This is a genomic window from Xanthomonas arboricola, assembly GCF_003353015.1.
Taxonomy (GTDB): domain Bacteria; phylum Pseudomonadota; class Gammaproteobacteria; order Xanthomonadales; family Xanthomonadaceae; genus Xanthomonas; species Xanthomonas arboricola_E.
Genome location: NZ_QREM01000010.1, coordinates 623,450 through 647,580, shown reverse-complemented (window position 1 = coordinate 647,580; position 24,131 = coordinate 623,450). Strand labels below are relative to the sequence as shown.

Annotated in this window: 11 protein-coding genes and 2 pseudogenes; 9 read left to right on the top strand and 4 right to left on the bottom strand. The window is 67.3% G+C overall.

The annotated features are described in order from the left end of the window. Positions 1 to 48: 48 nt before the first annotated feature. The 4 genes from tatA to C0541_RS21600 all read left to right on the top strand — a co-directional run bounded on the left by tatA (position 49) and on the right by C0541_RS21600 (position 2,178). Positions 49 to 276 carry a Sec-independent protein translocase subunit TatA gene (tatA, locus tag C0541_RS20215; protein ID WP_003484969.1) on the top strand — a complete coding sequence of 76 codons (228 nt, stop codon included), beginning with the start codon at positions 49 to 51 and terminating at the stop codon, positions 274 to 276. Between the two features lie 15 nt (positions 277 to 291). After that, positions 292 to 939 carry a Sec-independent protein translocase protein TatB gene (gene tatB / locus C0541_RS20210; RefSeq protein WP_115051129.1) on the top strand — a complete coding sequence of 216 codons (648 nt, stop codon included), beginning with the start codon at positions 292 to 294 and terminating at the stop codon, positions 937 to 939. Continuing rightward, entirely contained in the window at positions 936 to 1,673 is a 738-nt protein-coding gene (tatC, locus tag C0541_RS20205; RefSeq protein WP_115051128.1) for a twin-arginine translocase subunit TatC, read from the top strand. Before tatB ends, tatC begins: the two co-directional genes overlap by 4 nt. A gap of 202 nt (positions 1,674 to 1,875) precedes the next feature. Continuing rightward, positions 1,876 to 2,178 carry a twin-arginine translocase subunit TatC gene (locus C0541_RS21600; protein ID WP_338016154.1) on the top strand — a complete coding sequence of 101 codons (303 nt, stop codon included), beginning with the start codon at positions 1,876 to 1,878 and terminating at the stop codon, positions 2,176 to 2,178. Between the two features lie 330 nt (positions 2,179 to 2,508). Here the strand turns inward: C0541_RS21600 and C0541_RS20195 are convergent, their stop codons facing one another. Beyond that, entirely contained in the window at positions 2,509 to 3,408 is a 900-nt protein-coding gene (locus tag C0541_RS20195; RefSeq protein WP_115051127.1) for a BPSS1780 family membrane protein, read from the bottom strand. Positions 3,409 to 3,453: 45 nt separating this feature from the next. After that, a complete protein-coding gene (locus C0541_RS20190; protein WP_115051126.1) occupies positions 3,454 to 4,218 on the bottom strand; it encodes a glutamine amidotransferase in 765 nt (254 codons plus the stop codon). A 469-nt stretch (positions 4,219 to 4,687) separates the two neighbouring features. On the opposite strand from C0541_RS20190, the gene xopAD reads away from it, so the two are divergent. Next, entirely contained in the window at positions 4,688 to 11,707 is a 7,020-nt protein-coding gene (xopAD, locus tag C0541_RS20180; RefSeq protein ID WP_153065008.1) for a XopAD/skwp family type III secretion system effector, read from the top strand. Positions 11,708 to 12,099: 392 nt separating this feature from the next. Here the strand turns inward: xopAD and C0541_RS21810 are convergent. Then, positions 12,100 to 12,753 (bottom strand): annotated as a pseudogene (locus C0541_RS21810) (GspE/PulE family protein); the annotation flags it as partial. 15 nt (positions 12,754 to 12,768) lie between these two features. Further along, positions 12,769 to 14,109 (bottom strand): annotated as a pseudogene (locus C0541_RS20175) (GspE/PulE family protein); the annotation flags it as partial. Positions 14,110 to 14,198: 89 nt separating this feature from the next. Here C0541_RS20175 and glyQ point away from each other — a divergent pair. From glyQ to C0541_RS20155, 4 genes are all read left to right on the top strand, one after another. After that, positions 14,199 to 15,107, top strand: coding sequence for a glycine--tRNA ligase subunit alpha (gene glyQ / locus C0541_RS20170; RefSeq protein ID WP_039513568.1), 909 nt, complete (start codon positions 14,199 to 14,201; stop codon positions 15,105 to 15,107). 295 nt (positions 15,108 to 15,402) lie between these two features. After that, positions 15,403 to 17,595: a glycine--tRNA ligase subunit beta gene (glyS, locus tag C0541_RS20165; RefSeq protein ID WP_115051123.1), complete on the top strand. Its 2,193-nt coding sequence runs from the start codon at positions 15,403 to 15,405 to the stop codon at positions 17,593 to 17,595. 387 nt (positions 17,596 to 17,982) lie between these two features. Further along, a complete protein-coding gene (locus C0541_RS20160; RefSeq protein ID WP_115051122.1) occupies positions 17,983 to 19,767 on the top strand; it encodes an autotransporter assembly complex protein TamA in 1,785 nt (594 codons plus the stop codon). Further along, the gene (locus C0541_RS20155) at positions 19,764 to 23,618 is read left to right on the top strand and encodes a translocation/assembly module TamB domain-containing protein (RefSeq protein WP_115051121.1); all 3,855 of its coding nucleotides are present in this window, start codon (positions 19,764 to 19,766) and stop codon (positions 23,616 to 23,618) included. The genes C0541_RS20160 and C0541_RS20155 overlap by 4 nt, the downstream gene beginning before the upstream one ends. Positions 23,619 to 24,131: the final 513 nt, after the last annotated feature.

The following is a 24,131-nucleotide window of genomic DNA, read 5'->3' as shown; positions in this document are numbered from 1 at the left end:
CGCTGGGGTATCCTGCGCCTTCCTTCTTCTTCAGCAAGCGAGCAGATCATGGGCGGTTTCAGCATTTGGCACTGGCTGATCGTGCTGGTGATCGTGCTGCTGGTGTTCGGTACCAAGCGGCTCACCAGCGGTGCCAAGGATCTCGGCAGCGCGGTCAAGGAATTCAAGAAAGGCATGCACGACGACGACAAGCCGGCCGGCAAGCTGGGCGACGACAGCCGCACGGCCGAGCAGGCACGTGAGGCGCAGGCCGAGCGCGATCGCGACGCGCGTTGATCCGGAGCGGCGTCGGTGTTTGACATAGGTGTTGGCGAACTGACGCTGATTGCGATCGTCGCCCTGGTGGTGCTCGGTCCCGAGCGATTGCCCAAGGCGGCCCGGTTCGCCGGCTTGTGGGTGCGCCGGGCGCGCATGCAATGGGATTCGGTCAAGCAGGAACTGGAGCGCGAGCTGGAGGCCGAAGAGCTCAAGCGCAGCCTGCAGGACGTGCAGGCCTCGCTGCGCGAGGCCGAGGACCAGTTGCGCAACAAGCAGCAGCAGGTCGAGCAGGGCGCGCGCGCGCTGCACGACGACGTCGGCCGCGATATCGACATCCGCAGCACGGCAGCACCGGTGGCGACGCCGCTGGAGCTGGCGCATGCGGACCTGTCGGCGGGGGCCAATGCCGAGTCGGTCGCAGGGACGCCGGCGCTTGCCGACGCGGCCGCTGCACCCGCGGTTGCGGCACCGGTCATTGCCCAGGCACAACCCATTGCACCGGCGCCCCATCAGCCATTGGTGCCGGCCCCGCATGACCCCGTGGCGCCAGCGCCGCACGCGGCGCATCGCACCAGTGCGCATGCGCAGACGCCGGCCACTACTGCACCGATGGCGCCGAGCACGCCGAAGGCACCGACCGAGCCAACCGCGCCGGGCAAGCCCCAGGAGAAGCAGCCGTGAGCCTGTTCGACGACGCACAGGCCGAAAGCAGTCTGATCGAGCATCTGGTCGAACTGCGCGCGCGCCTGGTGCGTGCCCTGATCGGCCTGGGCGTGGTGCTGCTGGCGCTGCTGCCGTTTTCCCGCGCGATCTATTCGTGGCTGGCTGCGCCGCTTATTTCGCAGCTTCCGCTGGGGCAGACCATGATCGCGATGAACCCGGCCGGCGCGTTCTTCGCCCCGCTCAAGCTGACCTTCTTCGTGGCGGTGTTCTTCAGCGTGCCGTGGCTGCTGTATCAGGCCTGGGCCTTCGTGGCGCCGGGCCTGTACCAGCGCGAGAAGAAACTCGCATTCCCGTTGCTGGCCTCGGCGGTGGCGCTGTTCTACATCGGCTGCGCATTCGCGTATTTCCTGGTGCTGCCGGCGGTGTTCCACTTCCTGACCACGTTCAAGCCGGACGTGATCGCCATTACCCCGGACGCCAATTCGTACCTGGACTTCGTGCTGGCGATCTTCTTCGCCTTCGGTGCGAGTTTCGAGTTGCCGGTTGCGCTGGTGATCCTGGTGCTGCTGGGCTGGGTCAGCCCCAAGCAGCTGAGCGAAGGTCGCGGCTATGCCATTGTCGGCATCTTCGTCCTGGCCGCGGTGCTCACCCCGCCGGACGTGGTCTCGCAGCTGATGCTGGCGATCCCGATGTGCCTGCTCTACGAGCTGGGCATCATCGCCTCGCGCGCGGTAGGGCCAAAGGCCGCCTAGCGCGGACGACGCCCCAGACGCCATCACCCACGTAGGAGCGCACCCGGGCGCGACCGGGACTTCCCGACCAACGCTTCGTCGCGCCCGGGTGCGCTCCTACGGGGTGGGATGGTCTGGCGGCGAACACGTTCGCGCGTGACCGAGGGGTGTCCTGACGAAAGCATGTCGCGCCCGGGTGCGCTCCTACGGGGCCGGGGNTGGGATGGTCTGGCGGCGAACACGTTCGCGCGTGACCGAGGGGTGTCCTGACGAAAGCATGTCGCGCCCGGGTGCGCTCCTACGGGGCCGGGGCCTGAGGCGGCCGAGACAACCGCAGGTCAGGGGGCTCAGGCCGCGAGCGCAGCTGAGCGAAGGTCGCGGCGATGCCATTGTCGGCATTTTCGTCCTGGCCGCGGTGCTCACCCCGCCGGACGTGGTCTCGCAGCTGATGCTGGCGATCCCGATGTGCCTGCTGTGCGCGCTGGGCATCATCGCCTCGCGCGCGGTGGGTCCAAAGGCCGCCTAGCGCGGACGATCGCCCCAGACGCCAATCACCCACGTAGGAGCGCCCCCGGGCGCGACCGGGACTTCCCGACCAACGCTTCGTCGCGCCCGGGTGCGCTCCTACGGGTTGGGATGGTCTGGCGGCGAACACGTTCGCGCGTGACCGAGGGGTGTCCTGACGAAAGCATGTCGCGCCCGGGTGCGCTCCTACGGGGCCGGGGNTGGGATGGTCTGGCGGCGAACACGTTCGCGCGTGACCGAGGGGTGTCCTGACGAAAGCATGTCGCGCCCGGGTGCGCTCCTACGGGGCCGGGGGCCTGAGGTGGCAGAGACAACCGCAACGTGTCAGGGCTCAGGCCGCGAACACGTCCGGGCGTGACGGTGCAGTGGGCTGCGCCACGTTGCCGTCATGCGTGAACATCTGCTTCCAGGCCGCGTAGACCGAGCCGGCGAACACCGGCATCAGCACCGCCATCAGCAGCAGCTGGGCCAGCCACATCGCCACCGTCTGGCCGGCCACCAGGCCGACGATCAGCGCCACGATCATCACCGCGAAATAGATCGCGAAGATGGCGATAAAGGCCAGCACGAAGAACACCAGCATCGCCGGCAGGTTGTGCAGGCTGGCCCGCAGGCTCTCGCGCAGCGCGTGGCCGCCGGTGCGGCGGTCGAACATCACCTGCGGCGGCATCACGAACAGCGCCAGGGTCATCGCCGCGAAGGTGGCGATGGTCAGCAGCAGCCACAGCAGGATGCGGCCGGCCGGCAGGCTGGCGGCCAGCTGCTCGATCTGCACCGGGTCCGGCTGCGCGCCGGACTGGCTGATCTGGTTGATCTTGATCATCACCTCGGACAGCTGCTGCAGCCCGCTGGCGCCGATCATCACCAGCAGCAGCACGCCCAGCAGCAGGCCGGCGATCAGCTGCGGCAGCAACGACACCAGCAGGTGCGGCGCGCGGCCGTCCTGCAGGCCGTGCAACAGGTGCGACGGCTTGGCGATGCGGCCTTCGTCGACCTCGCGGATCGCCCACAGCAGGCCGCCCATGAACAGCGGGCCGGCCAATACCAGCAGGAACTGCAGGGCCGGGCCCAGCAGCGGCACCAGCACCGACAGCGACACCACCAGGGTGGCCGCCACGCTCCAGATCACCCCCAGCGAGCCGAGCGCCAGTGGCGCCCGCTTCAGCAGCGAGAAACCGGTCAACAGCCATTCTGCGCCGGCAGACGCCGGCACCTTGCGGATTTCGCTCATTCCCATTCCGGATCGATACGCGCCGGACCATCCGGCGTGGCGCGATTATCGCTGCTTTTGCGTGTGTGCGGCGGGATGAGTGGTCACTGTTTGCAGGCCGCGTGCGTGATGCACGAACCGGCGCAGCAGCTTGCGGGCGATCGGCGCGGCGGTGACCTCGCGGGCAACCGTGCGGGCGCAGTGGCCGTGGCGGGCGATGCACTCGGCGCGCGCCTGCACATAGCCGCGCATGTGGTGGGTGGCGAACTCGGGGTGGAACTGTACGCCCCAGGCGGCCCGGCCCCAGCGGAAGGCATGGCAACGGTCCTGCCGCGAATGCGCCAGCACGATGGCGCCCTCCGGCGCGCGCACCACCGTCTGCAGATGCGTGGCATGGGCCGGGAACTGCTCCGGCAGGCCGGCGAACAACGGGTCCTGCCCGGCCGGCGGGTGCAATTCCAGCGCGATGGTGCCGGACTCGCGCCCGGCCGGGTTGTAGTCGACCTCGCCACCCAGCGCATGCGCCAGCAACTGGTGCCCGTAGCAGATGCCCAGCAGCGGCTTGCCCTGGTGGGCGGCATCGCGCAGCCACGCGGCACTGCGTTCGCTCCAGTCGGCGCGGTCGGTGACATAGGCGGCCGAGCCGCTGACGATGATGCCGGCGAAGGCGGCCGGGTCGGGCAGCGCATCGCCACTGGCGACGTCGATGGCCACGGTTTCATGCTCGGCCAGCCCGGCGGCCACGCGGATCCAGTGCGGAAAACGGCCGTAGCGCTTCATCTCCGGCACGGGTTGCCCGGTTTCGATGATCAGGAATGGCAAAACGGACATGCGCGAAGATCCGGACACGACAGATGCCCCCGATTGTAGGCGGCAGCGACGCGTTTTTTTCAAGCGGCACTCCAATACGCTCGCTGCGGGTCATTGCCGAATGACATTTCCTGATTCCCTCGCAGCGGGATGCTGATGATGGTAGCGGTGGTCGCCGACTGGTGCATGTCTTGGATATCGGCAGACAAACGCACGGCTGGAATGACAGTGCCTCTGCGCCGTTGCTGTGGTCAGGTCGACGCAAGGTTCGGCTGGATTGAGATGGAAAAACGCCGAGTCGTGCATAACCATCAGAACACCGTGCTTGACGGCTGCGGAGCACGTCGCCGTGGCGGCGTGCTGCATCCCGGGCGTTCAATCCATGCCATGTGTTGGGGCCATCGGCCCAACACGCAGCGCGCGTCGCACACGTCGTCGATGCTTCGTATCGAACAATTCGCTCGCGGGTAGCTCGACTAAAATTTTGGGCATGAAAACCCATGCCACCCATCCAAACGCGTTCCGCACAAACTCGCCTTACGCTCATGCCGAAAAGCCCAGGCTAACGGAGGATGATGCAGCAGCCAGCAGCAGCGGCACGCATCAACCGCTTGGACGGCCGCCTAGAAAACGGCGGAGGATGGAGTCGGATGACCGAGGAGCGTCGACGCGCGACAGGCAGCCCTTTACGGCAAGCGCCGTAAAAAAAGAGCACACCGATGCCAGCGAAGGCGCATGGGACAGGTGCTCTCGGCACTGGCCGCCCTCTGCCGTAAACGAGTGCAACAAAACCGAGCGGTACCCTGACAAGGGGAGCGCCGACGTCGGTGCCTCGTCGCATCGTCGGCCCCAACGACCGACGCAGCATGGTTTGGAAACAAGGGAAAATTTTCGACCGACCGAGCGGCAACCCGAGCGAATCGTGGGAAAACGATCGCGCGAAGAGCAAGAACCCTATCGGCAGTCAAAGCGGTCAGGTCATGGCACGCGGCTGACAGCCGAACTGCGCAGGGCCGAAGATAATCTGGACGTGGCGGCACAAAAACGGCTAAAGGCGCAGCGACAGCAACAGCGGCGACAGTTGAGCGAGCCCCACGGAATCGGGCGGAACCACAACGCCGGCCTGTGCGTATCGATGGCATGCGACAACGAGCTGGCCGATCGCATGCGCGGCAGGATGGCGCTGCCCTTCCTGGAAGAGAGTTTGCATGCGCAAGTCAACGCCAGTCGGCTCGACAAATACCTGCAGCTGGTTGCCAATGCACAGCGCTCCAGGGGGGTAACGCCCCGCGATCTCGATCGTTGCACCGAGCTTGCAGCGCAGTACATCTACCAGACCGGATGGTTCGAAGGCACCTCGCTGAAGCAGCTGGCGCATGTGGGCAACAAGCTGAGCAAGCACCCGCACCAGCCCGCGTGCATGGAGGCAATCGCGTGGATCGCCGGGCAAGTCGATCAGGCCGATGATCTTGTGGGGCTGGGTGCCCACCCGTCGGCTCTGCTCCTGAACGCCTTCGCAAAAAATATCGACAGCGGTCGGTGTGAGCGCGCGGTGGCGCGTGTGGCACGTCATCTGCTGCGTGATGACCACGCCTGGCAGTCTCTGGGTGCGCAGAACATCGGCCTGTCACTCAATACCTTCAGCAAGTGGTCCGATCATCCGGATTGCCAGGCCGCGGCGCATCGGCTCGCCGCGCGTGTCGCAAGCGACAACCGCTTGCGTCATGCGATGGATGCCCAGGGCGTGGCGACCACGCTCAACGCCCTGAGCAAATGGCCCGACACGGCGGTCTGTGGAGACGCCGTCGGCGCGCTGGGCGAGCGGCTGGCCGACGAGGCCCGGTTGCGCAAGGACCTGAGTCCGCAGGAACTGGCCAATGCGCTCAACGCGCTGAGCAAATGGCCCGATACGCCGGTCTGCGCAGCCGCCTCCAGTGCGCTGGCCGAGCGGTTGGTCGACGATCCCGAGTTGCGTCAGGCNCAGGCGCTGGACCGCCAAGGCGTGGCGAACGTGCTCAACGCGCTGAGCAAATGGCCCGATACGCCGATCTGTGGGCAGGCCGTCAGTGCGTTGGCCTGGCGGCTGGCCGGCGATTCCGAGTTGCGCGAGGCCTTGATTGCGCGAGCTGTGTCCAACGTGCTCATCGCCCTGAGCAAATGGCCCGACGACGCGGTCTGTGCGGCCGTCGTCGCTGCGCTGGCCAGGCGGCTCGCCGACGATCCCGAGCTGCGCGAAGACCTGGACCCGCAAGGCGTGTCCAACGTGCTCAACGCGCTGAGCAAATGGCCCGATACGCCGGTCTGCGCAGCCGCCTCCAGTGCGCTGGCCGAGCGGTTGGTCGACGATCCCGAGTTGCGTCAGGCNCAGGCGCTGGACCGCCAAGGCGTGGCGAACGTGCTCAACGCGCTGAGCAAATGGCCCGATACGCCGATCTGTGGGCAGGCCGTCAGTGCGTCGGCCTGGCGGCTGGCCCATGAGCCGGAGTTGTGTATGGCCCTCAACGCGATCAACCTGACCCAAGCGCTGGGTGCCGTGAGCAAATGGCCCGACGAGGAGGTGTGTGCGTCCGCCGGCAGCGCGCTGGCCGCGCGGCTGGCATGCGAGCCCGATGTGTGCGACGCCCTGAAACCGCAAGAAGTGGTCACCGCGCTCAATGCCCTGAGCAAATGGCCCGGCACTCAGGTCTGCGAGGCGGCCACCGACCTGTTGGCGACGAGGCTGGCCAATGCGCCCGGGTTGCGCCATGCCCTGGATGCGCCAGGCGTGGCCATCGCGCTCAACGCGCTGAGCAAATGGCCCGATAACGTACTGTGTGCGGCCGCCGCCGGTGCGCTGGGCGAGCGGCTGGCCGACGATCCCGGGTTGCGCCATGCCCTGGAGGCGCCAGGCGTGGCCATCGCGCTCAACGCGCTGAGCAAATGGCTCGCCAGGCCGGCGTGCCAATCGGCATTCGTGCTGCTCGCCGAGCGTGCAGGCTCGACCGAGCTGCCTTGGCGGCAGTTCGGGATGCGCGAGATCGCCATGGTGGCCAACGCGATGTCCCGCCTGCTGCACCTGGACGATGAGGGCGATGAGCAGTTCCGGCCCCTGGGTGTGGCCAAGCTGCAGGCGATGGCCGGGCACCTGGACCTGCACCGCGAGCGGTTTGTGTCCGCTTCGGCTGCCGATATCGGGGGGCTCTTCAAGGCCCTTGCATCGGCGCAGCTGCAACGCCATATGCGTCCGCTGGGAGAGCCGGCGCTGGAGCGGGTATCGGTCCTGATCGGGGACGATGGATTACGCCAGACCAGCCTTGAGGGGATCGGCAGCCTCTGCTTGGGGCTGTTGCCGCTGATCCGCAGCCCGGAGTTGGCCTCCCGGCATCGGGGCCAGGCATTGCGCGTGTTCGATGCATTGCAGCCCATCGTCGCGCGCAAGATCGACCTGTACCTGGGCGAGGGCGGCGCGCGCGCGTCGGCCGACATCGAACAGCATGCAACACGCTGCCCGGCGCTGACCTTCTACCAGGTGCTCAAAGCCTACGCGGTGGTGAGCCGACGATGGAAAGCGCGCCATCTCGACGGCCCGCGCAAGCAACTGCGCCAGCGCCGCGACGAACTGGTGAAGTGGGTGGACCTGACGCTGGCGCGCACGCGCGAGGCGATCGAGGCGGACCTGGGCGAGATGAGCTGGAACCTGATCGCGCAGATCGAGGCCGGCGAGCAGGTGTTCGAGGCCCTGGACCTGCGCATGGCCAAGGACGCGCCGGCGATTACCCAGGCCCATCCACCGACCCGCTTCGACCTGGACAGTGGGCGGCTGAGCATGTCCACGGTTCCCGGACGGCCGGTGGCGCCGGCGCCGGGCCGCGGCAGCACGACCCATGTGGTGGTCGATCTGGTGGGCAAGGAGCTGTCGACCAACCAGAGCGCATCGGACAAGCCGTATTCGCTGTTTGCACGCCTGACCGGGCTGCCGCTGGTGGAGGTGCAATTGCCTGGTGAGCTATCGACCTTCATGCTCGCGCGGACGTTCAACTACAACGGCGAGCCCTGGCGCTTCGACATGTTCGGCGGCAGTCGCGCCGCGCGCAGGAAATCCAGTGGCAACAGCCTGGTGATGTCTCACAGGCAGGAGTCGGCGTCGCTGTTGCCGGCATTCCGCTATGCCGACACCGCCCCGGGTAGCAGCCTGATGCAGCTGGCGGCCAAGCTCGCTCCGCAACGCGAGGACTGGTCGCGCATGCAGCGCTCGCTGCTGGAGATGGTGCCCAGTGACCATGTCGTGGAAGGCACGCTGCGCCTGGGGGTGTTCGATGACGTCGAGGGCCCTGCGCATCCGTTCAAGCCGTTGGCGGTGGATGGCACCGCCCTGGCGCTGTGCCCCAACGATGGCTGCGGTTTCCTGAAACTGGAGGTGGCCTTGTCCATTCCGGCCTTCCGCACGCATTACGATGCCTGGCACGCGGTGCAGGCGAACCAGGCCACCGAGGAGCAGCGCGAGCTGGTGGCCGAGGACAAGGGGCCTTCGATGATGCCGGCGCAGGCGTTGCAGCATTACCCGCGCGATGCCGCGGCGCTGGAAGAGGCGCACGCGGCGATGCAGGACCGGCTGCAGACACTGGAGCCGACAGGCGATGATCCGCTGTGGGTGTACAGGCCGCTCATCAGCGGGGGCTACCACGGCCAGCGCGTGCGGGCGGTGCCGTCGGCCGACGACCACGTGCATCTGCCGCAGCAGCGCAGCCAGGCCTTCGACCTGGCCGGCGGCCCGTTGCTGCTCGGCAAGCCTCCTTACGACAAGGAAAATCTGCTGCCGGTGCCGGAACAGCGCATCGCCACCGTGGCCACGGGCGACGCCACCGCCGCGTTCCTCTCCCAATGCTTCGGCATCCAGTACAGCTACACCGGTTTCGATGACCGTTCCGACGTCGATCCGCCGATGCTGCACAGCAAGGGAATGCTGGTGGTGGTGCCCGAGCAGCAGTGGCCGGCCGCGTTCAGCGACACCGACCTGGCCTGCTCCAAGGAAGATCTGAAGACGCTGTCGTCCTGGACGAGCGGCCGCGACCGCGGTGCCTTGCCGCGCGACATCCTCAGCACCGGCAGCCTGCGGCTCAAGGACATCGTGGAGCCTGGGCGCCTGGGCGCACTGCCGATTGACGAGTTGCGCAAACGCAACATGGATACCGACGGGGACGACGCCTTCATCTACGCCGGCTACCCCAAGCTGGCGGCGCTGATTTCGCGGGTGATGGTGGATCGCCAGGCCCGGCGCGGTCGGCAGCAGTCCTTCAAACCGCCGAAGACGGCCACGCCGTCCATCGACCCGGTCAACGGCCACTACCAGCCCGGGCGGCTGTCGGAAATCATATCCCTCAAGCGCGGTCAGCGCATTACCTCGGCGGCGGCCACGCTGGCGTCGCGTTTCATGGCGCAACCGGACACGCTGCGTGAAGCGATGGCGCGCGAGATGATATTCGGCACCTACGATGGCATCGAGCGCGAGTTGCGCACCGGTTTGCGCGAGCTGCTCGAAGAGCAGGTCCGCGATCCGGTGGTGTTGGCCACGCTGCGCGTGCAGGCGCGCGATGCCATCGAGCGCGCGCATCTGCCCGAAGCGCGGGAAGCGGCCGCATTGCTGCACGCGCAGCTGCTTGCGCTTGAGACGGACCCGGCCGCCGACAGCGTCGCGCCGGCGTTGCCCGAGGCCTTGGCCGAGGCGTTTCCCGGCCTGGCCAAGGCCTACGCGGCCGCCTCTGGCGTGGAGGCGCGCATCCACGCCATCCTGGACAACTACCCGGTGTGCCGGCTATCGCATGCGCAGTTCCCGGATGGGCAACCCGGGCTGGTCCCCGGCGAGCCGGAACTGACCATGCGCAACCTGTTCACCATTGCCATCAAGGTCGGCACCGATGCGCTGAAGTCCGACACCGGCACGGCGTTGTTCGCCAAGATCGTGGAGGCCTGCGAACGGTCCGAGCGCAGCTTCGCCGAGCGGGTCCGCGTCCCGCCGTACAGCAGGGCGACCGCCCGGGCCATGCAGGACGGGCGCTTCGATCCCGAACAGACCAAGCTGCTGCTGCAGCGCATGCCGTCGATGGCCGCCGGCGTGATGGAAGACGCGCTTGAGGCGCTACAGCAGGCCGGCTGGATCGCCCGCTCGCCGCCGCCGGCCGAGCGTTTGCGCGCCGTGCAGCCGCAGGACATTGCGGCTGAGGCACAGGACTTGCTCGAGCGCGCTCGCCAGATGGAACCGCAGGTCACCGACATGCTGCAGCGCATTGCCGCCCGCCATGGTGGGCAACTGGCCGGCACGCAGCATCAACTGAAGTCCTACGGCTCGTTGCAGGAAAAGCTCAAGCAGCGGGTGGCGCTGAAGAAGCAGTCGTTGGACGAGGCGGCAGCCCGCGTCAACGACGCGCTGCGCTACAGCGTGGTGCTGGAACCGCAGGACTTCACCACTGGTCTGCGCGCCACGCTGGCTGCGCTGGACGATCAGGGCCATGCACGGGTCAAGATGACCAATCAATTCACCAATTACCTGCCAGTCTTCAAGGCCATCAATGTCACGCTGCGCAGCCCGGAGGGGGCGCTGTGGGAGATCCAGTTCCACACGCCGGAGACCTTCGCGCTCAAGGAGCGCTTCCACGATCTGTACAAGCGCACTCATGCGCTGGCGGTTGGCGGTGCGTCGCGGGCCGAGCAGCGCACGCTGCAGGCGCCTGCACTGGAGGCCTTCAAGCGCGTGGCCTCGCCGCCAGGATGCGAGGAGATCGACAACTGGCAGGAAGAGACCGTGCCGGCGTTGCCAAGCGCGAGGCCGACGCCCGGCGCCGGGCAGACTGCCGGCATGGCAGACCCATCGTCGGCACACGGCGTGTTCGACACCGCCGCAAGCAAGCAAGCGGCGCTGACACCGGTGCTCGATACGCTGGCCGAGCGCTTGGGTGCGCGGCTCTGGGGCAACGTGCGCTACGACGCCAGGCAGGGCCGGATCGAGCAGGTGCAACAGGCGCCGTTCCAGAAATCGGTCTCCTCGATCAAGGACAAGATGCGGCGCCATCTGCGCGCCGGCATGACCGCCGAACAGGCCGCGCAGGCCGTGGGCGATGCGCTGCGATATGCGCTTGAGTTGCCGTCCGAGGATTTCGTGGCCAAGGTGCTGGCGGTACAGCAGACCCTGCAACGGCAAGGAATCACATGCGTGAAACTGAAAAATTACTTTACCTCAGGCGACGGCACCTACCGGGGCATCAATGCCAGTTTCACCGATGCCGAGGGCTACGCGTTTGAAGTGCAGTTCCACACCGCCGAGAGCTTCAACGCCAAGGCGCAAACGCACCTGCCGTACAAGCGGATGCAATTGGCGCAGAGCAGGCTTGCCAAGGAGCAGCAAAAACCTCACCCGGACCCGATGAGGCAGGCAGAACTGACGCAGGAGATCGCAGCGCGCCAAAAGACCATGCACGAGATGACCGCCAAGGTGCGCAAGCCCGCCGGCGTCGAGCGTCTGGGAGCGCGCGCATGAGGGCCAATCCATCTTCCGGAACGTGGACAAGTGCGACAGTTGGAAAGATCGAGCTGCGGGCCAGATGGCGTCTCCACCATGACGGCATGAGCGCCGAGTTGCACTGATGCGGCAACATCGAGCGCGTGCGTCGGTCGCCGTCATGGCGATCGAGCGCTCTGCGTACGAAACGGCATGGAAACCGGACGTGTCTTTGCGTGCGTGCCCACCGACAACGTGCCTGAGCGAAAACGGGCGATCGGCAGGGATCGGTCCCACTGTGCGCAAAAAATTTTCTACTCAATCCCCCGACCCTCGATGCCTTGCGGCCTCGACAATCCCCCCGATCATGCACGCGCGTGCCGGCCGCCAACCACGCCCAAGCGGCCTGCTCACCAGCACGGAGGATCCGCTCAGTCCCGGGGCGGCAATACCGACAGCACTTCTTCGATGGTGGTCAGCCCGGCGGCGACCTTCTCCAGGCCGGTGCGGCGCAGCGTGCGCAGGCCTTCGCCGCGGGCGGCGTGGCTGAAGCTGGCCAGGTCGGTGTCGGCGCGGATCAGGCTGCGCAGGCGCGGGGTAACCGGCAGCAGCTCGTACAGGCCCACCCGGCCCAGATAGCCGGTACGGCGACATTCCAGGCAGCCGACCGGTGCGTGTACGTTCAGCACCTCCGGCAACGCCTCGCCGGGCTCGCGGATCGCCGCCCAGTCGTCGTCGCTGAGCGTGTGCGGGCGCTTGCAGTGCACGCACAGGGTGCGCACCAGCCGCTGGGCCAGCACGCCGTTGAGGGTGGAGGCGACCAGGTAATGCGGCACGCCCAGGTCCAGCAAACGGGTGATCGCCGAGGCGGCGTCGTTGGTGTGCAGCGTGGACAGCACCAGATGCCCGGTCAGCGAGGCCTGCACCGCCATCTGCGCGGTTTCCAGGTCGCGGATTTCGCCGATCATGATGATGTCCGGGTCCTGGCGCAGCAGCGTGCGCACGCCGCTGGCGAAATCCAGGTCGATGTTATGCTGGACCTGCATCTGGTTGAACTCGGGCGCGATCATTTCGATCGGGTCTTCCANCAGCACCAGATGCCCGGTCAGCGAGGCCTGCACCGCCATCTGCGCGGTTTCCAGGTCGCGGATTTCGCCGATCATGATGATGTCCGGGTCCTGGCGCAGCAGCGTGCGCACGCCGCTGGCGAAATCCAGGTCGATGTTCTGCTGGACCTGCATCTGGTTGAACTCGGGCGCGATCATTTCGATCGGGTCTTCCACGCTGCACACGTTCACATCCGGCGTGGCCAGGCGCTTGAGCGTGGAATACAGCGTGGTGGTCTTGCCCGAGCCGGTCGGGCCGGTGACCAGCACGATGCCGTGCGGGCGCTCGACCAGCGCGCTCCAGCCGGCGGCTTCTTCCGGGCTGAAGCCGAGTTGCTCGATGCTCTTGAACGCCGAATCCGGGTCGAAGATGCGCATCACGCACTTCTCGCCGAACGCGGTGGGCATCGTGGACAGGCGCATCTCCACCTCGCGCCCGCCCGGCGAACGGGTCTTGATGCGGCCATCCTGCGGGCGGCGGCGTTCGGCCAGGTCCATGCGCCCGAGCACCTTGATGCGGCTGACCACCGCGGTCATCACCGACGGCGGCACTTCCAGCACCTTGTGCAGCACCCCGTCGATGCGGAAGCGCATGCGCCCGGCCTCGCGGCGCGGTTCCAGGTGGATGTCGCTGGCCCGCTGTTCGTAGGCGTACTGCAGCAGCCAGTCGACGATATGCACGATGTGGTGGTCGTCGGCATTGACGTCGCCGGCGCGGCCCAGTTCCACCAGCTGCTCGAAACTGGGCAGGCCCGAGCTCGACTCGGCGCTGCGCACATCGCCGCGCGCGCCGCGCACCGACTGGGTCACGCCGAAGAACTCCATCGTGTAGCGGTGCAGGTCCAGCGGGTTGATCAGCGCCAGTTCGATGCGGCGCCGGCTCAGGTGCTGCACGTCGGCCAGCCAGTCCAGCGCCAGCGGCTCGCTGGTGGCGATCAGCACGCGTTCGGCATCCAGCGCCAGCGGCAGGATGCGGTGGCGGCGCGCGTAGGCATGCGAGACCACGCCGGTGACCGCGGCCACATCGATACGGGTGGGGTCGATGCGCAGGTAGCGCAGGCCGGTGCGGGTGGCCAGCCATTCGGTGAGCCGTTCCAGGCCCAGCTCGCCGGCCGGCGGCTGTGCGGCGTGCAGCTTGAGATTGGCCAGCAGCACCAGCGGATGCACCTCGCTGGCATTGCGCACGCCGGCGGCGGAGAACTGCACGCGCTCGTGTTCGTGCGGCACCACCATGCCATCGGCCAGCAACGCGGCGGCCACCGGGTCGAACATCAGTCGTCCGCGTGGCAGGATCGCCACCGCACCCTCTGGATCGGCCGTACGCCGCTGTTCCATCGCTTGTTTCCCCTGCAGCGGTGCTCCGCGGCAAAGCGCCGCGGGTCGGCCGGTATACTAGCGCACCCCTTTCGCACGGCCCTTGCTGCATGTCCGATTCCCGCCGCGTTCCAATCACGTTCCAGGGCCTGATCCAGACCCTCAACCAGTACTGGGCCGAGCAAGGCTGCGTGCTGATCCAGCCGCTGGACCTGGAAGTGGGCGCAGGCACGTTCCATCCGGCCACCTTCCTGCGCGCGCTGGGACCGGAGCCGTGGAATGCGGCCTACGTGCAGCCCTCGCGCCGCCCCACCGACGGCCGCTACGGCGAAAACCCCAACCGGCTGCAGCGCTACTACCAGTACCAGGTGGCGATGAAGCCCAACCCGGACAACATCCAGGACCTGTACCTGGGCTCGCTCAAGGCGCTGGGCATCGACCCGCTGGTGCACGACCTGCGCTTTGTCGAGGACAACTGGGAATCGCCGACGCTCGGCGCCTGGGGCCTGGGCTGGGAAGTCTGGCTCAACGGCATGGAGGTGACCCAGTTCACCTACTTCCAGCAGGCCGGCGGACTGGAGTGCAAGCCGGTGCTGGGCGAGATCACCTACGGGCTGGAACGGCTGTGCATGTACCTGCAGAGCTGCGACAACGTCTACGACCTGGTGTGGACCTACGGCCCGGATGGCACGCCGGTGAGCTACGGCGATGTGTACCACCAGAACGAGGTGGAGCAAAGCGCCTACAACTTCGAGCATGCCAACGTGGCCGAGCTGTTCCATCGCTTCGACGCCTGCGAGGCCGAGGCCAGGCACCTGGTGGAAGTCGGCCTGCCGTTGCCGGCGTACGAGCAGGTCACCAAGGCCAGCCACGCATTCAACCTGCTGGATGCACGCCGCGCGATCAGCGTGACCGAACGCCAGCGCTACATCCTGCGCGTGCGCGCGCTGGCGCAGGGCGTGGCGCAGGCGTATTACGCACAACGCGAGAAGCTGGGCTTTCCCGGGGTAAAGAAGTAACAAGAGCCCCTCTCCCCCCGGGAGAGGGGTTGGGGGGAGGGTACGGAGGCGCAGCCCTCATGCACCCCAACTCCCCAGAGCTTCGCCCGTACCCTCATCCGCCCCTTCGGGGCACCCTCTCCCGACGGGAGAAGGGACCAGCAAGCCCCTCTCCTGCGGGAGAGGGGTTGGGGCGAGGGGACGAGGCGCAGCCCTCCTGCACCCAAACGCCACAGAGCTTCGCCCGCACCCTCATCCGCCCCTTCGGGGCACCTTCTCCCGACCGGAGAAGGGAACACGTAAAGGTCCACGTCTTATGAGCGAACAACTTCCCCTGCTGATCGAACTGGGCACCGAGGAGCTGCCGGTCAAGGCGCTGCCGGGTCTGGCGCAGGCCTTCTTCGATGGCGTGCTGGCCGGTCTGGAAAAGCGCGGCGTCGCGGTCACCCGTGGCGAGGCCAAGCCGCTGTCCACGCCGCGCCGCCTGGCGGTGCTGCTGCCGGGCGTGGCCACCGAGCAGCCCGAGCAGCGCTCCGAAGTGCTGGGCCCGTATCTCACCATCGCGCTGGATGCCGAGGGCAAGCCGACCAGGGCGCTGGCCGGGTTCGCCGCCAAGGCCGGCATCGACTGGACCGCGCTGGAGCGCACCAGCGATGCCAAGGGCGAGCGCTTCGTGCATCGCGCGGTGACGCCGGGCGCGCGCACCGCCGACCTGCTGCCGGACATCCTGCGTGAAGCCATTGCCGCGATGCCGATCCCCAAGCCGATGCGCTGGGGCGCGCACGAGTACGCCTTCGCGCGGCCGGTGCAGTGGCTGGTGCTGCTGTTCGGCGATGCGGTGATTCCGGCCGAGCTGCTGGGCGTGCGTGGCGATCGCCTCAGCCGCGGGCACCGCTTCATGCATCAGGGCGAGGTGTCGCTGGCGGCACCGGGCGACTACGTCCAGGCGCTGCGCGCCGCGCATGTGCTGGTGGATGCCGACGCACGCCGCGCACGCATCGTCGAGGAAGTCGAAGCTGCCGCCAGGCAGGCCGGTGGCAGTGCGCGCATCAGCGACGACAACCTGGAGCAGGTGGTCAACCTGGTCGAATGGCCGTCGGCGGTGCTGTGCAGTTTCGAGCGCGACTTCCTGGAGGTGCCGCAGGAAGCGCTGATCGAAACCATGGAAATCAACCAGAAATTCTTCCCGGTGCTGGATGCCGGCGGCAAGTTGACCGAGCAGTTCATCGGCATCGCCAACATCGAATCCAAGGATGTTGGTGAAGTCGCCAAGGGCTACGAGCGGGTGATCCGCCCGCGTTTTGCCGATGCCAAGTTCTTCTTCGACGAAGACCTCAAGCAGGGACTGGAGGCGATGGGCGCCGGTCTGGCCAGCGTCACCTACCAGGCCAAGCTGGGCACGGTGGCCGACAAGGTCGCGCGCGTGGCGGCGCTGGCCGAGGCGATCGCGCCGCAGGTCGGTGCCGATCCGGTGCAGGCACGCCGCGCCGCGCAGCTGGCCAAGAACGACCTGCAGTCGCGCATGGTCAACGAATTCCCGGAATTGCAGGGCATTGCCGGGCGCCACTACGCCAAGGCGGCCGGCGAGCCCGGCGAGATTGCGCTGGCCATCGACGAGGCCTACCAGCCGCGGTTTGCCGGCGACGACATCGCGTTGTCGCCGCTGGGCAAGGTGCTGGCGATTGCCGAACGTCTGGATACCCTGGCCGGTGGCTTTGCGGCCGGGCTGAAGCCGACCGGCAACAAGGACCCGTTCGCGCTGCGGCGTAATGCGCTGGGGTTGGCGCGGACGGTGATCGAGAGTGGGTTTGAGCTGGATTTGAAGGCGACGCTGGTGACTGCGGTCAAGTTGCTGCCGTGGGATCGCCTCGTGCGAACAGCGACGCTGAAGAACGAAGAAAAAATTGCTGATATCGAGTCCGCGCAATACGCGCAGCTCGCTTCTGAAATCTTCGACTTCATCCTCGACCGCCTGCGCGGCTACTACGCCGACAAGGGCGTTGCTGCCACGCACTTCAATGCGGTCGCCGCATTGTTCTCGGTCGCGCCCGAGGGCGCTCCTACAGGGCTCGTAGGAGCGCACCCGGGCGCGACCCACGGCTCCCTCTACGACTTCGACCGCCGCATCGAGGCGATCGGCAGCTTCGCCACGCTGCCAGAAGCCGAAGCCCTGGCCGCAGCCAACAAGCGCATCCGCAACATCCTGCGCAAGGTCGACGGCGAGATCCCCGGCGACATCGACACCACGCTGCTGCGCGAACCGGCCGAGGAAGCCCTGGCCGAAGCAGTGGAAGCGGCCATCGGCGACACCGGCGATGCACTGCACCGGCACGACTACGTCGCCGTGCTCGCGCGCCTGGCGCGCCTGCGCCCGCAGGTCGACGCCTTCTTCGACGGGGTGATGGTCAATGCCGAAGATCCGCAACTGCGCGCCAACCGCCTGGCCCTGCTGAAGAAGCTCGGCGACCGCCTCGGCAGCGTCGCCGCCATCGAGCATCTGTCCAGCTGAGGGCCCTGCTGATTGCGTTGCCCGCAGCGCGAAGCCGAATGCGGGCAACCATCAACGCTGGCTGATCCAGGCCGGTGACTGCAGCCCTTGGGCAGTGCCCCCGCCGCCCGATGCGACCTGTCGTCGGTAGCGCCTCAGCGATCTGTGCATGCCTGTCCCCGGTCGTACCTGCAATTGGGGTCGCGCGGGCGGCAGCGCCAGTCCGCGCATCTGCGCTCCGACAGGCGCGTTACAGGCGGCGATGCTTTCGTAGTGCTGCGGCGCGTCATCGCACCCCATGCCATCTGCGCGCCCATGTGCATGCGCGCGTGACATGCCGCATGGCACCCTGGCCGCTTAGACGCGCCATTAACAGCCCTCCACGCCCAGCCCGGTATCCTCCGTCCCATGCGATTCATTTTCCGGGTTAGGCCCGTTCTCCTGCTGTTGTGCGTGCTGGCCGGCCCTGCCCTTGCCCGCGGAACCATCGACAAGATCGAAATCAAGGGCCTGGACGAAGACGACGACGCGGAGATGATCGAGAACATCGAGGTCTCCCTGTCTCTGTATGAGGCCGTGGGCAAGGAGCAGGGCGAGTCGCGTATCGAGTACCTGCTGGCCCAGGCCGAGCGGCAGACGCGCGAGGCGCTGGAGCCCTTTGGTTATTACTCGCCGACCATCGAACTGGCCGCGCCGCGCACCGGCGACAAGGTGACCGTGGTGATCACCGTGGAGCGCGGCGAGCCGGTACGCGTGCGGCAGTCGCATATCTCCATCACCGGCTGGGCCGAGCAGGATCGCTACCTGGGCCAGGACCTGAAGCAGTTCGAGCCGCGCGAAGGCCAGGTCTTCAGCCATCCGCAGTACGAGGCCAGCAAGGTGCGCATTACCCGCCGGCTGGCCGAGCGTGGCTACTTCGATGCCGACTTCACCAAGCGCCGGGTCGCGGTGACGCGCGCCGAGCACGCCGCCGACATCGACCTGAACTGGGACAGCGGCCGCCGCTACGACATGGGCAAGGTGCGCTTCGACTACGACTATTTCCGCCCCGGCCTGTTCGAGCCGCTGGTGTACTGGGACGAGGGCAGCTACTACCACGAGGGCAAGCTGGACCGCCTGCGCGAGTCGCTGACCAAGCTCGATTACTTCAGCACCATCGATATCCAGCCCAAGCCGGAAGAAGCCGACGACCAAGGCCGGGTACCGGTGGATGTGAAGCTCACCCGCGCCAAGCGCACCGTCTACACCTCGGGCCTGAGCTACGGCAGCGAGAGCGGCGCCGGTGTGCGTGGCGGGGTGGAGCGGCGCTACGTCAATTCGCGCGGCCACAAGATGGACACGCAGCTGGATTACGCGCAGAACCGCAAGAGCCTGACCACCAGCTACCGGGTGCCGGCGTTCCGCTGGCTGGATGGCTGGTACACCGCCTCGGCGCGGCTCTATGACGAGCAGACCGAATACATCGACCTGCGCAACGTCAAACTCACCGGCAGCCGCAGCGGCCAGATCAACGAGCGCTGGAGCGCGATCGCTTCGGTCAATGCCTTGCGCGAGCGCTGGCGTTTCAGCAGCGGCGACGACTTCGAAGGTGCGGTGTACGAAACCTCCACGCTGATCTATCCGCAGTTGCAAGTGAACTACGTCAATGTCGACGACCGCCTGTTCCCGCGCAGTGGCGTGTCCGGGCAGGCCTTTATCCGCGGCGGTGCCGAAGGCGCCGGCTCGGACACCAATTTCGGCCAGCTCTACGGCCAGCTGCGCTGGTTCCTGGGCGCCGGCGAGAACGGCCGGGTGATCCTGCGCGGCGAAGGCGGCACCACCTGGACCAGCGATCTGGTGGCGATGCCACCGAGCCTGCGCTTCTTTGCCGGTGGCGCCAACAGCATCCGCGGCTATGCCTTCCGCGAAGTCGGCCCGCGCACGCCCAAGCCGGATGAATTCGCGCTCGGTGCCAAGAATGCGGTCACCGCCAGCGCCGAATACGAGCATTACCTCAAGGGCGGCCCCTGGGGCGGCGCGGTGTTCGTCGACAGCGGCAGCGCGTTCGACAACACGCCTGACTGGCACACCGGTATCGGCTTCGGCCTGCGCTGGCGCTCGCCGGTGGGCCCGGTGCGCGTGGACATCGCGCATGGCCTGAACGACCCCGACTCGCAGTTCCAGCTCTATATCGATATCGGGGCCAACCTGTGAGCACACCGACGCCGCCCCCCGCACCGCGCCGCGCGCGTTTCTACCGCCGACGCCGGTTCTGGGTGGGCTCCGGGCTGACCGTGCTGGGGTTGGTGTTGCTGGCCCTGATCGCGGTGTACTGGCTGCTGCAGACCGTGGCCGGGCGCGATGTGTTGCTGGCGCAGGTGACCGCGCGCCTGCCGGTCGGCGCCAGCTTCACTCACGGCAGCGTCGAAGGCCCGGTGGCCGGCCCGCTGACCCTGCGCAATGTCGACTTCAAGTATCAGGACATCCACTTCACCGCCGAGCGCGTGTATCTGGAACCGGACCTGCGCCCGCTGCTGGGGCGCAAGCTGCAACTGGATGCGGTGCAGGTCAGCAATGCCACCTTGAACCTGGGCAAGAGCGAGGAGCCGTTCACGCTGCCGAGCTGGCCCGAGTCGCTACCGCAGATCAACGTGCCGCTGGCGATCCAGGCCGACAAGATCGCCGTGGAGAACCTGCGCATCACCCAGCTGCAGCAGCCGATGATCGTCCTGCACAAGGTGCAGGGCGGGCTGGAAGTGGCCACCGGCGAACTGCGCACGCGCGCGCTGGTGATCGACACCGATATGGGCGACTTCCGCCTCAATGGCGACTACGTGCCCAACGACGATTACCGCGCCGACCTCACCGCCACCGCGGTGCTGCCGGCCGCACGCGGGCGCACCCCGGCCAGCCTGGGGCTGGTGGCACGCGGCGATCTGGACAAGATGGAAGTGGCCATCGCCGGCCGCGCGCCGGCACCGCTGCAGGCCAGCCTGGTGTTCACCGGGCGCGATGACCCCACCTGGGCCTTCAAGGCCGTCACCGAGGCGCTGGATACCTCGCTGCTGATGCCGGCCAGCAACGGCCAGTACGCCGCCCCGGCCACGCCGATCGCACTGAACCTGCAGGCCTCCGGCAAGGGCGGCAACGCCGACCTGCAAGGCAGCATCAAGCAGGGCGAGTTGAGCGCCAGTTTGCAGCCCTCGCACATCAGCCTGCTGGACCAGGTGATCACCGTCGAGCCGTTGGTGATCGATGCCTTCGAAGGCCGCGCGCAGTTGCGTGGCACTGCCGATTTCCGCGATACGCAGAATCCGAGCTTCCGTTTTGCGGTCAATGCCAGCGGTCTGCGCTTCACCCCGACACCGGACCCGGCCACCCCCGATGCGCCGGTGGTGCCGGTGGAACTGGTCGATGCGCGTCTTGGCGTGGCCGGCACCTTGAAGGCGTGGGCGGCGATCGGCCGCGCCACGCTGGAGCGCGACGGGCAGCAGGCCGCGCTGGTGTTCGACAGCCGCGGCAACGATCAGCGCGCCCAGCTCAAGCAGGTGCAGGCCAGGACCCCGGGCGGCTCGCTGGATCTCACCGGCGAAGTGGGCTGGACCCCGGAGCTGCAGTGGGATGTCACCGCCCAGCTGGCCAAGTTCGACCCGGGCTATTTTGCGCCGGGCTGGAACGGCAATCTCTCCGGCAAGGTGGCCTCCAAGGGCCGCCAGCTGCCGGCGCCGGCCGGCGGCGTCTCGCCGGGTTTCGAGGCCACGGCGGATATCCCGAGCCTCACCGGCCAGCTGCGTCAACGCGCGCTGTCGGCCAACGGCAAGTTCGCCCTGCGCGGCGAACAGGGCGAAGGCGAATTGCAGCTGTCGCTGGGCAATAGCCGCATCAACGCCAAGGGCAAGGTCGGCGACCAGCTCGATATCGCCGCGCAACTGCAGCCGTTGCAGCTGGACGATGTCCTGCCCGGCGCCACCGGCACCGTGCGCGGGCAGCTGCAGGTCAGCGGCAAGCGCGATGCCCCGGACATCACCGCCGACATCGCCGGCAATGGCCTGCGCTGGAACGACTACAGCGCGCAGAGCATCAGCCTGCGTGGGCGCCTGCCGTGGCGCGGCAGCGACGGGCAACTGGCCTTGCAGGGCACCGCGATCGAAGCCGGCGTGGTGCTGGACAGCGTGCGCGTGCAGGCACGCGGCGCGGTGGAAGCGCTGCGCCTGGATGCCGAGATCGCCAACAGCATGGCCAACCTCGCGCTGCAGGGCGATGTCCGTCGCAACGGCGAGCGCTGGCAGGGCCAGGTCGCCACGCTGCGGATCGCACCGGCCAAGGGCGATGCCTGGGCGCTGCGCCAGCCGGCGCAGTTCAGCACCGACGGTGCGGCATTCACGCTGTCGGATACCTGCCTGGGCGCAGCCACCGGTGGCGCACTGTGCGCCAGCGCCAACTGGCCGCGCGAGGGCATGGTGGTGCACGGCGATGCGCTGCCGCTGTCGCTGGTGCAGCCGTGGCTGCCCAAGCAGGAGGGACGGCAGATCTACCTGCGTGGCGATTTGTCGCTGGACGGCAGCTTCAAGCCGCGCGGCAATGCCTGGGAAGGCTCGTTCCGCATCGCCTCGCCCGAAGGCGGCATTCGCCTGGGCGAAACCCGCTACGCGGCGGTGGCCGGCAATCCCAACCGCGGCGAGTTGCTGCGCTACGACCAGTTCAGCGTGCAGGCCGATTTCACCCCGCAACAGATCCAGGCCAAGCTCGGTGTCGGCTTCCAGGGCGCCGGCTTTGTCGATGCCAAGTTCAACACCGGCTGGGATGCCTACGCGCCGCTCAACGGCGAGCTGTATCTCAATATGTCGCGGCTGTACTGGCTGGAGCTGGTGGTGGCCGATGTGGTGCAGCCCAAGGGCCTGGTCGAAGGCCATGTGAGCCTGCGCGGCACCCGCGACAAACCGCTGCTGGGCGGCGATGCCACCTTGAGCAACTTCACGGCCGAATATCCATCGATGGGCCTGACCCTGAGCGAGGGCAAGGGACGCTTCGACGCGCTACCGGATGGCTCGGCCAAGATCACCGCATCGGCCAAGTCCGGCGAAGGCACGCTCAACATCGATGGCGGGCTGTCGTGGTTCGGCACCAGCACGCCGTTGCTGCTGAATATCCGCGGCCAGAACGTGCTGGCCTACAACACCAGCGAGTTGCGCATCATCGCCGACCCGGACATGCAGTTCGGCATCACCGACAACACCATGCAACTGCGCGGCAAGGTCACCGTACCGGAAGCCGATATCGATCTGGAACGCCTGGATCGCGGCACCTCGGTATCCGAGGACGTGGTGGTGCTGGACCCGGTGGATCCGGAAGAAGCGCCGGCTTCGCCCCTGGATATGGACCTGGCCATCGTGCTCGGCGACAAGGTCAACATGAGCGGCTTCGGCCTGAAGGGCGGGCTGAGCGGGCAGATGCAGATCCGCGCGCGCCCGGGCCGCGAGATGACCGCCAACGGCGGGCTGGACGTGCGCGGCCGCTACAAGGCCTATGGCCAGGACCTGACCATCAGCCGCGGCCAGCTGACCTGGAACAACAACATCGTCTCCGACCCGCGCGTGAGCCTGCGCGCCGAGCGCAAGGTCGGCGATGTCACCGCCGGCATCGACGTCAGCGGCCGCGCCGAATCGCCGCGCGCCGATGTGTGGTCGGAACCGGCGATGTCGCAATCCGAAGCACTGTCCTACCTGGTGCTCGGCCGCGGCCTGTCCACTGCCAGCAGCGACGAAACCCAGCAGGTCAGCGCCGCCTCGGCCGCGCTGTCGGCCGGCAGCAGCCTGATCGCCTCGCAGATCGGCGCCAAGCTCGGCCTGGACGAAGCCGGCGTGAGCGAATCCAGCACCGTCGGCTCGGTGGTGGGCTTCGGCAAGTATCTCTCGCCGAAACTCTACGTCGGCTACGGCGTGTCGATGGTCGGCAGCGGCTCGGTGCTGACGCTCAAGTACCTGCTCAGCCGCGGCTTCGATATCGAAGCCGAATCCAGCACGGTGGAGACCAAGGGCTCGGTGAACTGGCGGCGGGAGAAGTAGCCCAAGCCCCGATTCTTGAGTAGCGCCCCAGCCTGGGCTTCAATTCCTTACCCGAGGAGATTGGACACGAAGGGGCGTTTTTACCGAACACCAAATCATCGGCTTCCTGTGCGAAGCCGATGCCGGCCTGGCGATCGAGGACCTGCCGGCGACCAGGTTTCAGCGAGGCGTCCTGCTCTACCAGAATGGCGAGGGCAAGTTGTCCGTTGGCCGGCTGCGCGACAAATGCCTCAATGAGCACTGATTCCCGACGTTATGCGCGGGGGGAAAGAACGTTGGACGCGAGCACAACGAAGACCGCCCCCGCGACAGCAATCGGCGGCATGACACCGGCTATTCAATTCTGGCAGATACCGATATCAATTAGCCCCTGACTCTGGACTCTCGACCCATGCTCTGGACAGGGGATTGTGCTGTTACAGCAAGTGCTCCAGTCGCGATCGATGAGCCCGTCAATTTGACTTTGAGAGGGATCAAATGTCATTTTGGTAATCCCGCGGCCTGAGCGACCTC